The organism is Burkholderia torrens (assembly GCF_984668525.1).
In genome coordinates, this window is the sequence record NZ_OZ480211.1 from 3,106,096 (window position 1) to 3,118,457 (window position 12,362).

Annotated in this window: 12 protein-coding genes and 1 tRNA gene; 11 read left to right on the plus strand and 2 right to left on the minus strand. The window is 66.1% G+C overall.

Features of this window, described 5'->3' with window-relative positions; genetic code table 11:
* The first annotated feature begins 60 nt into the window (after positions 1 to 60).
* The 6 genes from AC5LXX_RS14390 (at position 61) to AC5LXX_RS14415 (ending at position 5,539) form a co-directional block, all read left to right on the plus strand.
* Complete coding sequence (locus AC5LXX_RS14390) at positions 61 to 1,566, plus strand: RNA polymerase factor sigma-54 (RefSeq protein ID WP_493409873.1); 1,506 nt, start codon at positions 61 to 63, stop codon at positions 1,564 to 1,566.
* 160 nt (positions 1,567 to 1,726) lie between these two features.
* Positions 1,727 to 2,086, plus strand: a complete 360-nt coding sequence (hpf, locus tag AC5LXX_RS14395; RefSeq protein ID WP_006477786.1) for a ribosome hibernation-promoting factor, HPF/YfiA family — start codon at positions 1,727 to 1,729, stop codon at positions 2,084 to 2,086.
* A gap of 195 nt (positions 2,087 to 2,281) precedes the next feature.
* The gene (locus AC5LXX_RS14400) at positions 2,282 to 2,794 is read left to right on the plus strand and encodes a PTS sugar transporter subunit IIA (RefSeq protein WP_034195643.1); all 513 of its coding nucleotides are present in this window, start codon (positions 2,282 to 2,284) and stop codon (positions 2,792 to 2,794) included.
* A 129-nt stretch (positions 2,795 to 2,923) separates the two neighbouring features.
* Entirely contained in the window at positions 2,924 to 3,892 is a 969-nt protein-coding gene (gene hprK, locus AC5LXX_RS14405) for an HPr(Ser) kinase/phosphatase (protein ID WP_011353227.1), read from the plus strand.
* A gap of 75 nt (positions 3,893 to 3,967) precedes the next feature.
* Positions 3,968 to 4,876, plus strand: a complete 909-nt coding sequence (rapZ, locus tag AC5LXX_RS14410) for an RNase adapter RapZ (RefSeq protein ID WP_124452055.1) — start codon at positions 3,968 to 3,970, stop codon at positions 4,874 to 4,876.
* Between the two features lie 27 nt (positions 4,877 to 4,903).
* Positions 4,904 to 5,539, plus strand: coding sequence for an LON peptidase substrate-binding domain-containing protein (locus AC5LXX_RS14415; RefSeq protein WP_493409874.1), 636 nt, complete (start codon positions 4,904 to 4,906; stop codon positions 5,537 to 5,539).
* Between the two features lie 83 nt (positions 5,540 to 5,622).
* Here AC5LXX_RS14415 and mutY read toward each other — a convergent pair whose 3' ends face one another.
* Together mutY and mutM are read right to left on the minus strand one after the other, a co-directional pair.
* Entirely contained in the window at positions 5,623 to 6,729 is a 1,107-nt protein-coding gene (gene mutY, locus AC5LXX_RS14420; RefSeq protein WP_493409875.1) for an A/G-specific adenine glycosylase, read from the minus strand.
* A 24-nt stretch (positions 6,730 to 6,753) separates the two neighbouring features.
* Positions 6,754 to 7,581, minus strand: a complete 828-nt coding sequence (gene mutM, locus AC5LXX_RS14425) for a bifunctional DNA-formamidopyrimidine glycosylase/DNA-(apurinic or apyrimidinic site) lyase (protein ID WP_493409876.1) — start codon at positions 7,579 to 7,581, stop codon at positions 6,754 to 6,756.
* Positions 7,582 to 7,827: 246 nt separating this feature from the next.
* Between mutM and AC5LXX_RS14430 the strand changes: the two genes are divergently transcribed.
* The 5 genes from AC5LXX_RS14430 to AC5LXX_RS14450 all read left to right on the plus strand — a co-directional run bounded on the left by AC5LXX_RS14430 (position 7,828) and on the right by AC5LXX_RS14450 (position 12,320).
* The gene (locus AC5LXX_RS14430; RefSeq protein WP_493409877.1) at positions 7,828 to 9,651 is read left to right on the plus strand and encodes a tetratricopeptide repeat protein; all 1,824 of its coding nucleotides are present in this window, start codon (positions 7,828 to 7,830) and stop codon (positions 9,649 to 9,651) included.
* Complete coding sequence (lolB, locus tag AC5LXX_RS14435) at positions 9,651 to 10,274, plus strand: lipoprotein insertase outer membrane protein LolB (RefSeq protein WP_493409878.1); 624 nt, start codon at positions 9,651 to 9,653, stop codon at positions 10,272 to 10,274. Before AC5LXX_RS14430 ends, lolB begins: the two co-directional genes overlap by 1 nt.
* A gap of 25 nt (positions 10,275 to 10,299) precedes the next feature.
* Entirely contained in the window at positions 10,300 to 11,181 is an 882-nt protein-coding gene (ispE, locus tag AC5LXX_RS14440) for a 4-(cytidine 5'-diphospho)-2-C-methyl-D-erythritol kinase (protein WP_493409879.1), read from the plus strand.
* Between the two features lie 55 nt (positions 11,182 to 11,236).
* Positions 11,237 to 11,313, plus strand: a tRNA-Gln gene (locus AC5LXX_RS14445).
* 44 nt (positions 11,314 to 11,357) lie between these two features.
* Positions 11,358 to 12,320 carry a ribose-phosphate pyrophosphokinase gene (locus AC5LXX_RS14450; protein WP_059575643.1) on the plus strand — a complete coding sequence of 321 codons (963 nt, stop codon included), beginning with the start codon at positions 11,358 to 11,360 and terminating at the stop codon, positions 12,318 to 12,320.
* Positions 12,321 to 12,362 lie beyond the last annotated feature (42 nt).

A 12,362-nucleotide genomic window follows, 5' to 3' on the forward strand; every position in this document is an offset into this window, starting at 1 on the left:
TCGCGGATGGCTCAATGCGCCTGGGTCGTGGCAAACTGCCGGTATGACTCCCTCCTTGCCATGAAAGCCAGCCTTCAACTCCGCCTGTCGCAACATCTGGCGCTGACGCCGCAGCTGCAGCAGTCGATCCGGCTCCTGCAGTTGTCGACGCTCGAACTGCAACAGGAAGTCGCGATGGCCGTCGCGCAGAACCCGCTGCTCGAGAACGACGACGAATGGATCGCGAGCCCGCTGCGTGTCGCGGCGGACGGATCGCTGATCGCGCAGACGCCCCCCGCGCAGAACACCGAGCCGGCCTCGACCAACGGCAGCAGCACGTCCAGCGATCGCGCGGAGCGCGACGAGCCGGCCGCCGCCGACGAATACGACGGCTACGGGTCCGGCGACGGCAACGACGGCCCGCAATGGAATCTCGACGAATTCGGCCGCTCGAGCGGCGCGTCCGACGACGACGACCTCCCGCCGCTTCAGGTGCAGGAAGCCGCCACGTCGCTGCGCGACCACCTGTCCGCGCAGTTGCGCGTCACGCAGGCCGGCCCGCGCGATCGCGCGCTCGTGATGTTCCTGATCGAGTCGCTCGACGACGACGGCTACCTGACCGCGACGCTCGACGAAGTGCTCGCCGACCTGCCGCCCGAACTGGAGATCGACTGCGACGAACTGAACGCGGCGCTCGCGCTGCTGCACAGCTTCGACCCGCCCGGCGTCGGCGCGCGCTCGGCGTCCGAATGCCTGAAGCTGCAGCTGCTGCGCCTCGATCCGTCCCCGACGCGCACGCTCGCGCTCGAGATCGTGTCGCAGCATCTCGAACTGCTCGCCGCGCGCGACTTCACCCGGTTGCGCAAGCACCTGAAGGCGAGCGACGACGCGCTGCGCGACGCGCATGCGCTGATCCGCTCGCTGGAGCCGTTCCCCGGCGCCGCGTACGGCAAGGCCGAAGCCGACTACGTCGTGCCCGACATCATCGTGAAGAAGGCCGGCCAGGGATGGCTCGCGGAGCTCAATCCGGAGGTCGTGCCGCGCCTGCGGATCAACAACCTGTACGCGAACATCCTGCGCAACAGCCGCGGCGATCCGTCGGCCGGTTCGCTGAAGCAGCAGCTCCAGGAAGCACGCTGGCTGATCAAGAATATCCAGCAGCGTTTCGACACGATCCTGCGTGTCGCGCAGGCTATTGTCGAGCGTCAGAAGAATTTCTTTGCGCACGGTGAAATTGCCATGCGCCCCTTGGTTTTGCGGGAAATAGCTGATACGCTGGGCCTACACGAGTCGACTGTCAGCCGTGTGACAACCGGGAAGTACATGCTGACCCCGTTCGGGACGCTTGAATTTAAGTACTTCTTCGGATCTCACGTCTCGACCGACACCGGTGGCGCCGCCTCGTCGACCGCCATCCGAGCCCTGATCAAGCAACTGATAGGAGCTGAAGACCCAAAATCGCCACTTTCGGACAGCCGCATTGCCGAGCTGCTGGCAGAACAGGGTTTCGTGGTCGCGCGCCGCACGGTTGCGAAATATCGCGAAGCCCTCAAGATCCCGGCAGTGAATCTGCGCAAGTCTCTTTAAGCCTGCTGCCTGCCCGGCGGCAGGCGTGTCCCGGCCACCGCGCACACGGGGAACAGGCCGGACGATCTGTCCGCGATATACGCCGCTTCGTGCGGCACGGGCAAGTCGACCGGAGCGCCGCCTCGATGCGGCCGGGTGGCCACTCGCTTGGAGAAGCACTATGAACCTGAAGATCAGTGGACATCATCTCGAAGTCACGCCTGCAATTCGCGAATACGTGATCACCAAGCTGGACAGGGTGCTACGGCATAGCGATCAGGTGATCGATGGCACTGTGATCCTCTCGGTCGACAACCACAAGGAAAAGGACAAGCAGCAGCGCGCGGAAATCAACCTGCACCTGAAGGGCAAGGACATCTTCGTCGAAAGCGCGAACGGCAACCTGTACGCTGCGATCGATTTGCTGATCGACAAGCTGGATCGCCAGGTCGTCAAGCACATGGAGCGCCTGCAAACGCACGCGCACGACCCGATCAAGCTTCAACCGTCGATCGACCAGATCGAACTGCCGCCGCAATAACCTTTACCGCAACACGTACGCCGCCCGGTTCGCCGGGCGTTTTTTTTGCGACTCCGCGCAGAGGTGCAACCGGTCAGTCCGGGCTGCGCCACGCACGCGGCTGTGCTCTATAATGTTTCGGTTATCGCCGGGGGGCGCTGGGTGCGGTAGCTGCGTAGCAGGTTGCCGATGCCACATGCCTTGATATCGCCGAACATGGAAAATCAGTCTGCCGCAGCAAGGAGACCCCAGGCCGCCCAATCGCCTGCCAACATGAATCGCCTAGCCAAAATCCTGCCCATAGAGAACGTCGTCATCGACCTCTCAGTCACCAGCAAGAAACGCGTCTTCGAACAAGCCGGGCTGATGTTCGAGAATCAGAACGGCATCGCCCGCAGCACCGTCACGGACAACCTGTTCGCGCGCGAGCGCCTCGGTTCGACCGGGCTCGGCGAAGGGGTCGCGATTCCGCACGGCCGCATCAAGGGTCTCAAGCACCCGCTCGCCGCGTTCGTCCGCCTCGCCGATGCGATTCCGTTCGAAGCGCCCGACGGCCAGCCGGTCGGTCTCCTGATCTTCCTGCTCGTCCCCGAGCAAGCCACCCAGCAGCACCTCGAAATCCTGTCGGAAATCGCGCAACTGCTATCCGATCGCGACGCGCGCGAGCGTCTGCACAACGAAACGGATATCGCCGAGTTGCATCGCCTGCTCACTCAGTGGCAACCTTGAGTTGATCCGGGCGGAATTCTTTCCGGTACGAGGCGGCACATGCCGCCGTCCAGGGCCGCCCGGCGCCGGCCAAGCATGGCGACGCCCGTCGCCGCGCGCATGCACCGGCTCATTGGAGTGACGAGAGTCATGGATACGTCCAGCATCAACGCCCAGAGCATCTTCGACGACAACGCGGCCACGCTGAAACTGAGCTGGCTGACGGGGCATGAAGGCTGGGAGCGCGGCTTTTCCGCCGACACGGTCGGCAATGCGACGTCGAGCGCCGACCTCGTCGGCCACCTGAACCTGATCCACCCGAACCGGATCCAGGTGCTCGGCGAAGCCGAAATCGACTACTACCAGCGACAGACCGACGAAGACCGCTCGCGCCACATGGCCGAGCTGATCGCCCTCGAACCGCCGTTCCTCGTCGTCGCCGGCGGCGCCGCGGCCCCGCCCGAGCTCGTCCTGCGCTGCACGCGCTCGTCCACCCCGCTGTTCACGACGCCGATGTCGGCGGCCGCGGTGATCGACAGCCTGCGGCTCTACATGTCGCGCATCCTCGCGCCGCGCGCGACGCTGCACGGCGTGTTCATCGACATCCTCGGGATGGGCGTGCTGCTCACCGGCGATTCGGGCCTCGGCAAGAGCGAACTCGGCCTCGAGCTGATCAGCCGCGGCCACGGCCTCGTCGCCGACGACGCAGTCGATTTCGTCCGACTTGGCCCCGATTTCGTCGAAGGGCGCTGCCCGCCGCTGCTGCAGAACCTGCTCGAAGTGCGCGGCCTCGGCCTGCTCGACATCAAGACGATCTTCGGCGAAACCGCCGTCCGGCGGAAAATGAAGCTGAAGCTGATCGTCCAGCTCGTGCGGCGCCCCGACGGCGAATTCCAGCGCCTGCCGCTCGAAAGCCAGACCGTCGACGTGCTCGGCTTGCCGATCAGCAAGGTCACGATCCAGGTCGCGGCCGGCCGCAACCTCGCGGTGCTGGTCGAGGCGGCCGTCCGGAACACGATCCTGCAGTTGCGCGGAATCGACACGTTGCGCGATTTCATGGATCGGCAACGACTCGCGATGCAAGATCCCGACAGTCAGTTCCCCGGCAAACTGGTGTAACCCGCACGCGCCGGCCACGCAACGCCGACGCGTCGAGCCGGTGCTATGATGAAACGTCAGGATTCTCTGCTTCCCATGCGCATCGTCCTTATCACCGGCATCTCCGGCTCAGGCAAGTCCGTCGCGCTGAACGCGCTCGAAGACGCAGGCTATTACTGCGTCGACAACCTGCCGCCGCACGTGCTTCCCGAACTCGCCCGTTACCTCGCCCAGAACGGCCAGCGCCGGCTCGCGGTCGCGATCGACGCGCGCTCGAGCGCATCGCTCGACGAAATGCCCGGCCTGATCCGCGAACTGTCGGGCGAGCACGACGTGCGCGTGCTGTTCCTCAACGCCAGCACCCAAGCGCTGATCCAGCGCTTCTCCGAAACACGCCGCCGCCATCCGCTGTCCGGCTCGCGGTCGCACGATGCGGACGTCGGCCTGCTGTCGTCGCTCGAGGAAGCGATCGAGCGCGAGCGCGAACTCGTCGCGCCGCTCGCCGAATTCGGCCACCAGATCGATACGAGCACGTTGCGCGCGAACGCGCTGCGCACGTGGGTCAAGCGCTTCATCGAGCAAAAGAACAACGACCTGATGGTCATGTTCGAATCGTTCGGCTTCAAGCGCGGCGTGCCGCTCGACGCCGACCTGATGTTCGACGTGCGCGCGCTGCCGAATCCTTACTACGACCACCAGTTGCGCCCGCTCACCGGGCTCGACCAGCCGGTCATCGCCTTTCTCGACGCACTGCCGATCGTCCACCAGATGATCGACGACATCCATGCGTTCCTGATGAAATGGCTGCCGCACTTCCGTGATGACAACCGCAGCTACCTGACCGTCGCCATCGGCTGCACGGGCGGTCAGCATCGCTCGGTGTTCATCGCGGAAACGCTCGCCGCGCGCCTCGCGCATGAGGCGAACGTGATCGTGCGGCATCGTGACGCGCCAGTGGATGTCGACGCGTCGTCGCGGCTCGTCTCCGAGGTCGCCCGACCCTAGCGACGCCCGCTCCCTTGTCAGCGCGCCATGTCCTCCCTATCGACCACCCTGATCGACCTGCCGCTGTTTCCACTGCACACGGTATTGTTTCCGGGCGGCCTGCTCCCGCTCAAGGTGTTCGAGGCGCGCTATCTCGACATGTCCCGCGCGTGCCTGCGCGATGACGCGCCGTTCGGCGTGTGCCTGCTGAAGAGCGGGCCCGAAGTCGCGCAGGACGGCGCCGTATCGGTGCCCGAGACCATCGGCTGCATGGCGCGCATCACCGAGTGCGATACCGGTGAATTCGGGATGCTGTACCTGCAGGCGGTCGGCACGCAGCGTTTCGAGCTGCTGTCGTATCGCGTCGAAGGCAACGGGCTGCTGGTCGGCATCGCGGAGCCGCTGCCCGACGACGTCCCGCTCGAAGGCGAGCAGGCGCTCGCGCAGTTCGGCTCGTGCGCCGAGGTGCTCGAGCGCATCATCAACGCACTGAAGAAGTCCGATCCGGACAAAATGCCGTTCGGCGAACCATTCCGCCTCGACGATCCGAGCTGGGTGTCGAACCGCCTCGCGGAACTGCTGCCGCTCGACCTGCGTGCGCGGCAGAAGCTGATGGAGTTTCCGGACGTCGGGGCACGCATCGACGCCGTGCACCACGTGCTCGACCGGCACGGCTGGCTGTAAAACTCCGGGCTACTACGTGACGCAAGCCCGGTAGTCCGACGCTTCCGGGCGTGCGACCGGCGCAGCACCCCTCCCCCTTCGGCTTACAGCAGCGACCCGCTCAGCGCGTCGAGCAGCTTGCGCACGGGCGCCGGCACGCCGTACGCATCGAGCCGGCCCAGCGGCACCCACGCGGTATCGGCGTCCCGTGCGGACGAAGGCAATCCGCCGCTGCTCGTCATGTCGCTCAGCCGCGGCTCGATCTCCAGCCGGAAATGCGTGAACGTGTGCGTGAGCGGTGCGAGCGGCACCGTACCGCCGCCGCCGAAATCGCGGGCGAGCTCCGCGAGTGCGGCATCACCGTCCGCTTGCGGCAGGCTCCACAGCCCGCCCCAGATGCCGGTCGGCGGACGTCGCTCCAGCAGCACCGCGTCGCCGTCGCGCAGCACGAGCATCCAGGTCTTGCGCGTCGGCACGGCCTTCTTCGGCCGCGCGGCCGGCAGTTCGCGCTGGCGGCCCGTCGATTGCGCGACGCAGTCGCCCGCGAACGGGCAGCGCGCGCAATCGGGCTTGCCGCGCACGCACAGCGTCGCGCCGAGATCCATCAGCCCCTGCGTATAGGCACTCACGTCAGCGGCGTTCGCGGCGTCGGGCAGCAGCGATTCGGCGAGCGCCCACATGTCGTTCTCGACGCGCTTCTCGCCCGGAAACCCCTCGACGCCGAACACACGCGCAAGCACGCGCTTCACGTTGCCGTCGAGGATCGTCGCGCGCGCACCATAGGCGAACGATGCGATCGCCGCGGCCGTCGAGCGGCCGATGCCCGGCAGTTCGGCCAGCGCGTCGGGCGTCGCCGGAAACGCGCCGCCATGCTCGGCGACGACGACCTGCGCGCAGCGGTGCAGGTTACGGGCGCGAGAGTAGTAGCCGAGCCCGGCCCATAGCGCCATCACGTCGTCGGTCGGCGCAGCCGCGAGCGCGGCGACGTCGGGGTAGCGTTCGAGAAAGCGCGTGTAGTAAGGGATGACGGTCGACACCTGCGTCTGCTGCAGCATGATTTCCGACAGCCAGATCCGGTACGGATCGCGAGTGTTCTGCCACGGCAGGTCGTGGCGGCCGTGCTCGCGCTGCCACGCGACCAGGCGCGTGGCGAACGTGCGATGCAGCGGCGTGACGGGGAACGGAGCGGGAGCGATGCGGGGCGGCTTCAAGTTGTCTAATTGTGGAAAAGGGTTTCAACGCTGGCAGGTCGGACAGAAATAGGTCGACCGCTGGCCCTGCACGATCTGGCGGATCGGCGTGCCGCACACGCGGCACGGCTGGCCCGCCCGGTCGTAGACGAAACAGTCGAGCTGGAAATAGCCGCTTTCGCCGTTGCTGCCGACAAAATCGCGCAACGTGCTGCCGCCGCGCTCGATCGCGTCGGCCAGCGTCGCACGCACGGCGTCGGCCAGCCGCTCGTAGCGCGGCAGCGAGACCTTGCCGGCGGCCGTCGTCGGCCGGATGCCGGCGCGAAACAGGCTCTCCGACGCATAGATGTTGCCGACGCCGACGACCATGTCGCCCGCGAGAAGCGCCTGCTTGACCGACACCGTGCGGCCGCGCGTGCGCGCGTGCAGCAGCGCACCGGTGAACGCGGGCGAGAACGGCTCGACGCCGAGGCTCGCGAGGAGCGGGTGCGCATGCACGTCGCCCGCTTCGCGCGGGTGCCACAGCACGGCGCCGAAGCGGCGCGGATCGCGGAACCGCAGCACGAATTCGTCGAAGATCCAGTCGATGTGGTCGTGCTTCGCGGCGACCGGCACGCCGGCCGCGGGCAGCACGCGCAGCGTGCCCGTCATGCCGAGATGGACGATGAACCAGCCGGCATCGACCTCGAACAGCAGATACTTGCCGCGGCGCTCGACGGCGAGCACCTCGCGCGCGCGCAACTGCTCGGCGAGCTCCGCCGGCACGGGCCAGCGCAGCATCGCTGTACGGACGTCGACACGCTCGACGCGGCGGCCCGCGACAAAGGGCTCGATGCCCCGGCGCGTGACTTCGACTTCTGGCAACTCTGGCATGTTTTACGGGTCTGAGGCTACGGTCTGTTTACTATGGAACACACTATGCGCCGCCGCGAGAACGTCCGTTCTCGCGGCTTCGCCGGATCAAACACGCGAATGCCCGAAATCGCCCGCGTGGCACCACGCGCGGCGGACGATTTCGGGCATTCGCATGTGGGTTCCACAGGTAGCGGGACCCCATCACGATCGTGCGTGTATTGTAGCGAGCGCGTTACAATCGGTTGAAACATCGAACGGATTTCCATGACTCTGCCCTCGAAGCTGCTTCAGAAGCGCCCCGCCGCCGTGCGCGGCGTGCGCGCCTTCCCGGTCCGACGTGCACTCGGCGCCGCGCTGTTTGCCGCCTGGACCCTCACCGCCTTCCCGGCCCACGCGCAAGATCCGGCATCGGACGACGCGGAGCCGCAGGGCGCGTTCGAGCATGTGATGCCGGACGAGCAGAAGAATCTCCCCGGTGTGCCGCTGACGAGCCAGATCGTCTACCAGGTGCTCGCCGCCGAGGTCGCGCTCCAGCGCAACCAGCCGGCGCCGGCCTACCAGACCTACCTCGCGCTTGCCCGCGACACGCGCGATCCGCGCATGGCGCAGCGCGCGACCGAGATCGCGCTCGGCGCGCAGAGCCCGGCCGACGCGCTGTCCGCCGCGAACCTGTGGCGCCAATACGCGCCGGATTCGAACCGGGCGTCGCAGGTCGACGCCGCGCTGCTGGTGCTCGCCGGCAAGCCGGCCGACGCGCAGCCGATGCTCGCGCGCGAGCTGGCCCGCGCGACCGGCGAGACGCGCGGCCCGGCGATCCTCGCGCTGCAGGCGCTGCTCGTGCGCGGCTCCGACCGCGTCGGCGGCCTCGCAGTGCTGAAGGACATGCTGAAAAACGACATGAACCGGCCCGAGGCGCAGCTCGCGATCGCACGGCAACAGCTCGCGGTCGACGACAAGGACGGCGCCGCGCAGTCGCTGAAGCAGGCGCTGGCGCTGCGCCCCGACTACCTGCCGGCGGCGCTGATGCTGTCGCAGATGGGGCCGGCGGAACGCGCGGCCGGCATCGCGTCGTTCGAAAAGTATGTTCAGCAGAATCCGAAGTCGCGCGATGCGCGGCTCGCGCTGTCGCAGCTGTATCTCGCCGACGATCGCCTCGACGACGCGCAGAAACAGTTCGAGACGATGCGCAAGCTCGACGCGAAGGATCCGACGCCGCTGATGGCGCTCGCGCTGATCAAGATCCAGCAGAAGAAACTCGACGAGGCGACCGGCTACCTGAAGCAGTACGTACAGCTCGGCGACAAGCAGCCGAACCTCGACGTCGGCCAGGGCTACATCTACCTCGCGCAGATCGCGATCGACCAGAACAACGACGCGCAGGCGTCGCAGTGGCTCGACAAGGTCGACCAGACGAGCCAGCACTACCTGCCCGCGCAGATCACGCGCGCGCAGCTGCTGCAGAAACAGGGCAAGACCGACGAGGCGCGCAAGGTGCTCGACAACCTGCCGATCTCGGATCCGCGCGACGCGGCCGTGGTCGCACGCACGGACGCGTCGATCCTGTTCACGGCGAAGCGCTATCCGGAAGCGGAAGCGCGCCTCGGGCAAGCCGTCCAGGACTTCCCGGACGATCCCGACCTGCGCTACGACTATGCGATGGCGGCCGAAAAGACAGGCCACTACACGACGATGGAAAAGCAGTTGCGCGAGCTGATTCGCACGCAGCCCGACAACCCGCAGGCGTACAACGCGCTCGGCTATTCGCTGGCCGACCGCAACCAGCGCCTGCCGGAGGCCAGCAAGCTGATCGACAAGGCGATGGCGCTCGCGCCGAACGACGCGTACATCATGGACAGCCTCGGCTGGGTGAAGTACCGGATGGGCGACACGGCCGGCGCGACGAAGGTCCTGCGGCGCGCGTACGAGCTGCAGCCGAACGCCGAAATCGGCGCGCACCTCGGCGAAGTGCTGTGGAAGAGCGGCGCGCAGGACGACGCGCGTACCGCGTGGCGCGACGCGCAGAAGCTCGAACCCGACAACGACACGCTCGTGCAGACGCTGAAGCGCCTCCAGGTCAACGGTCTCTGATGCGGATGTTCCCGACGCTTTCCCTGTCCTCCCGCGCGCAGCGCACGCTGGCCGCGGCCGGCGCGGCGCTCGCGCTCGCCGGCTGCGCGAGCACGCCGCCGTCGGCCAGCGTGCCGGCGACGGGCGCGGTGCTGCAAACGGCCGCGACGCACGCTTACCACGGCCGCTTCGCGGTGCAGTACGACGACCGTCTCGGCAAGCAGCAGCACGTGTACGGCAACTTCGACTGGCAGGAGCGCGGCGACGACGTGTCGCTCGAGCTGCGCAGCCCGCTCGGCCAGACGCTCGCAATCGTGAAATCGACGCCGCAAGCGGCCTCGCTCGAACTGCCGAACCGTCCGACGCAATATGCACCGGATGTCGGCGACCTGATGCAGAAGACCCTCGGCTTCGAGCTGCCGCTTGCCGGCCTGCGCTACTGGCTGCTGCCGACGGCCGCGCCCGCGACGCACGCGGAAACCGTGCGCGACCCAGCCGACGACACGCGCGTCAAGCAGATCCGCCAGGACGGCTGGACCATCGACTACCTTGCCTACGCGGATGCCCCGGCCACGGGCGTCAAACGCGTCAACCTCGTGCGCGCGACACCGCCGCTCGACATCAAGCTCGTGCTCGACCAGTGAGCACCGGCCCAGCCCAGACCTACGCATGACCGATTCGACCCGCTCGCTGCGCAACTGCCTTGCGCCCGCGAAACTCAACCTGTTCCTGCACATCACCGGCCGTCGTCCGAACGGCTATCACGATCTGCAGAGCGTGTTCCAGCTGCTGAACTGGGGCGATACGCTGCACTTCACGCTGCGCGACGACGGCCGTGTCGCGCGCGTCACCGATGTGCCCGGCGTGCCCGAGGAAAGCGATCTCGTCGTGCGCGCGGCCAACCTGCTGAAAGCGCATACGGGCACCGCGCACGGCGTCGACATCGAGATCGACAAGCGCCTGCCGATGGGCGCCGGCCTTGGCGGCGGCAGCTCCGACGCGGCGACGACGCTGCTCGCGCTGAACCGCCTGTGGCAGCTCGACCTGCCGCGCGCCGAACTCCAGTCGCTCGCGGTCAAGCTCGGTGCAGACGTCCCGTTTTTTATTTTTGGAAAAAATGCGTTCGCAGAGGGTATCGGAGAAGAATTAGCTGAGGTACAATTGCCGACTCGCTGGTTCTTGGTTGTGACGCCAAGCGTTCATGTCCCCACCGCTGAAATATTTTCAGATGAGTTGTTGACAAGAGATACGAAGCCCGTCACAATTGCTGACTTTCTTGCACAGCAAACCAGCGATGCGGGATGGCCAGATAGCTTCGGCCAAAACGATATGCAGGAAGTTGTAACAAGGAAGTACTCGGAAGTTGCGCAGGCGGTTAAATGGTTGTATGATTTGACCCCCGCGAGGATGACCGGCTCCGGAGCAAGCGTGTTTGCAGCGTTTCACAGCAAGCACGAGGCAGAAGCGGCGAAAGCCAAGCTGCCCGCCAGTTGGAATGGCGCAGTTGCCGAGAGTCTGAACGAGCATCCGCTCTTCGCTTTCGCGTCATGAAGTTTTACTTTGCCGAACGGCCTACACGAGTTCGGTGAAGCAGTCAGTTAAGTGTAGGGGAGTCGCCAAGTTGGTCAAGGCACCGGATTTTGATTCCGGCATGCGAGGGTTCGAGTCCTTCCTCCCCTGCCAAAAATTTTCCCGCATTTCCCGCCCAAGCCTGAAGCAGGTGCACGATGAGCAGCCACAGCCATGATGGCCTGATGGTCTTTACTGGCAACGCGAATCCCGCGCTCGCCCAGGAAGTCGTCAGTATCCTTGGTATTCCCCTCGGCAAAGCAATGGTCAGCCGTTTCTCCGACGGCGAAATCCAGGTCGAGATCCAGGAAAACGTGCGCGGCAAGGACGTTTTCGTCCTGCAATCCACGTGCGCACCGGCGAACGACAATCTGATGGAACTGATGATCATGGTCGATGCGCTGAAGCGCGCATCCGCCGGCCGGATCACCGCAGCCATCCCCTACTTCGGCTATGCCCGTCAGGATCGACGCCCGCGTTCGGCGCGCGTCGCGATCTCGGCGAAGGTCGTCGCGAACATGCTGGAAATCGCCGGCGTCGAGCGGATCATCACGATGGATCTGCACGCCGACCAGATTCAGGGCTTCTTCGACATCCCGGTCGACAACATCTACGCAACGCCGATCCTGCTGGGTGACCTGCGCAAGCAGAACTACTCGGATCTGCTCGTCGTGTCGCCGGACGTCGGCGGCGTGGTGCGTGCCCGGGCACTCGCGAAGCAGCTCAACTGCGATCTCGCGATCATCGACAAGCGTCGCCCGAAGGCGAACGTCGCCGAAGTGATGAACATCATCGGTGAAGTCGAAGGCCGCACCTGCGTGATCATGGACGACATGGTCGACACGGCCGGCACGCTCTGCAAGGCCGCGCAAGTGCTGAAGGACCGCGGTGCGAAGCAGGTGTTCGCGTACGCGACGCACCCCGTGCTGTCGGGCGGTGCCGCAGATCGCATCGCCGCATCGGCACTCGACGAGCTGGTCGTCACCGATACGATCCCGCTGTCGGCCGAATCGCTGGCCTGCTCGAAGATCCGCTCGCTGACGAGCGCGAGCCTCCTGGCCGAGACGTTCTCACGGATCCGCCGCGGCGATTCGGTGATGTCGTTGTTCGCGGAATCCTGATCGCGAATCGACTGAACAAAGTATGCGCGGAAAGCGAAGCGG

Excerpts from the sequence above, each read along its gene's own strand:
- AC5LXX_RS14390 (WP_493409873.1), top strand. The coding sequence starts at position 61 with ATGAAAGCCAGCCTTCAACTCCGCCTGTCGCAACATCTGGCGCTGACG.
- hpf (WP_006477786.1), top strand. The coding sequence starts at position 1,727 with ATGAACCTGAAGATCAGTGGACATCATCTCGAAGTCACGCCTGCAATT.
- AC5LXX_RS14400 (WP_034195643.1), top strand. The coding sequence starts at position 2,282 with ATGGAAAATCAGTCTGCCGCAGCAAGGAGACCCCAGGCCGCCCAATCG.
- hprK (WP_011353227.1), top strand. The coding sequence starts at position 2,924 with ATGGATACGTCCAGCATCAACGCCCAGAGCATCTTCGACGACAACGCG.
- rapZ (WP_124452055.1), top strand. The coding sequence starts at position 3,968 with ATGCGCATCGTCCTTATCACCGGCATCTCCGGCTCAGGCAAGTCCGTC.
- AC5LXX_RS14415 (WP_493409874.1), top strand. The coding sequence starts at position 4,904 with ATGTCCTCCCTATCGACCACCCTGATCGACCTGCCGCTGTTTCCACTG.
- mutM (WP_493409876.1), bottom strand. The coding sequence starts at position 7,581 with ATGCCAGAGTTGCCAGAAGTCGAAGTCACGCGCCGGGGCATCGAGCCC.
- AC5LXX_RS14430 (WP_493409877.1), top strand. The coding sequence starts at position 7,828 with ATGACTCTGCCCTCGAAGCTGCTTCAGAAGCGCCCCGCCGCCGTGCGC.
- lolB (WP_493409878.1), top strand. The coding sequence starts at position 9,651 with ATGCGGATGTTCCCGACGCTTTCCCTGTCCTCCCGCGCGCAGCGCACG.
- ispE (WP_493409879.1), top strand. The coding sequence starts at position 10,300 with ATGACCGATTCGACCCGCTCGCTGCGCAACTGCCTTGCGCCCGCGAAA.
- AC5LXX_RS14450 (WP_059575643.1), top strand. The coding sequence starts at position 11,358 with ATGAGCAGCCACAGCCATGATGGCCTGATGGTCTTTACTGGCAACGCG.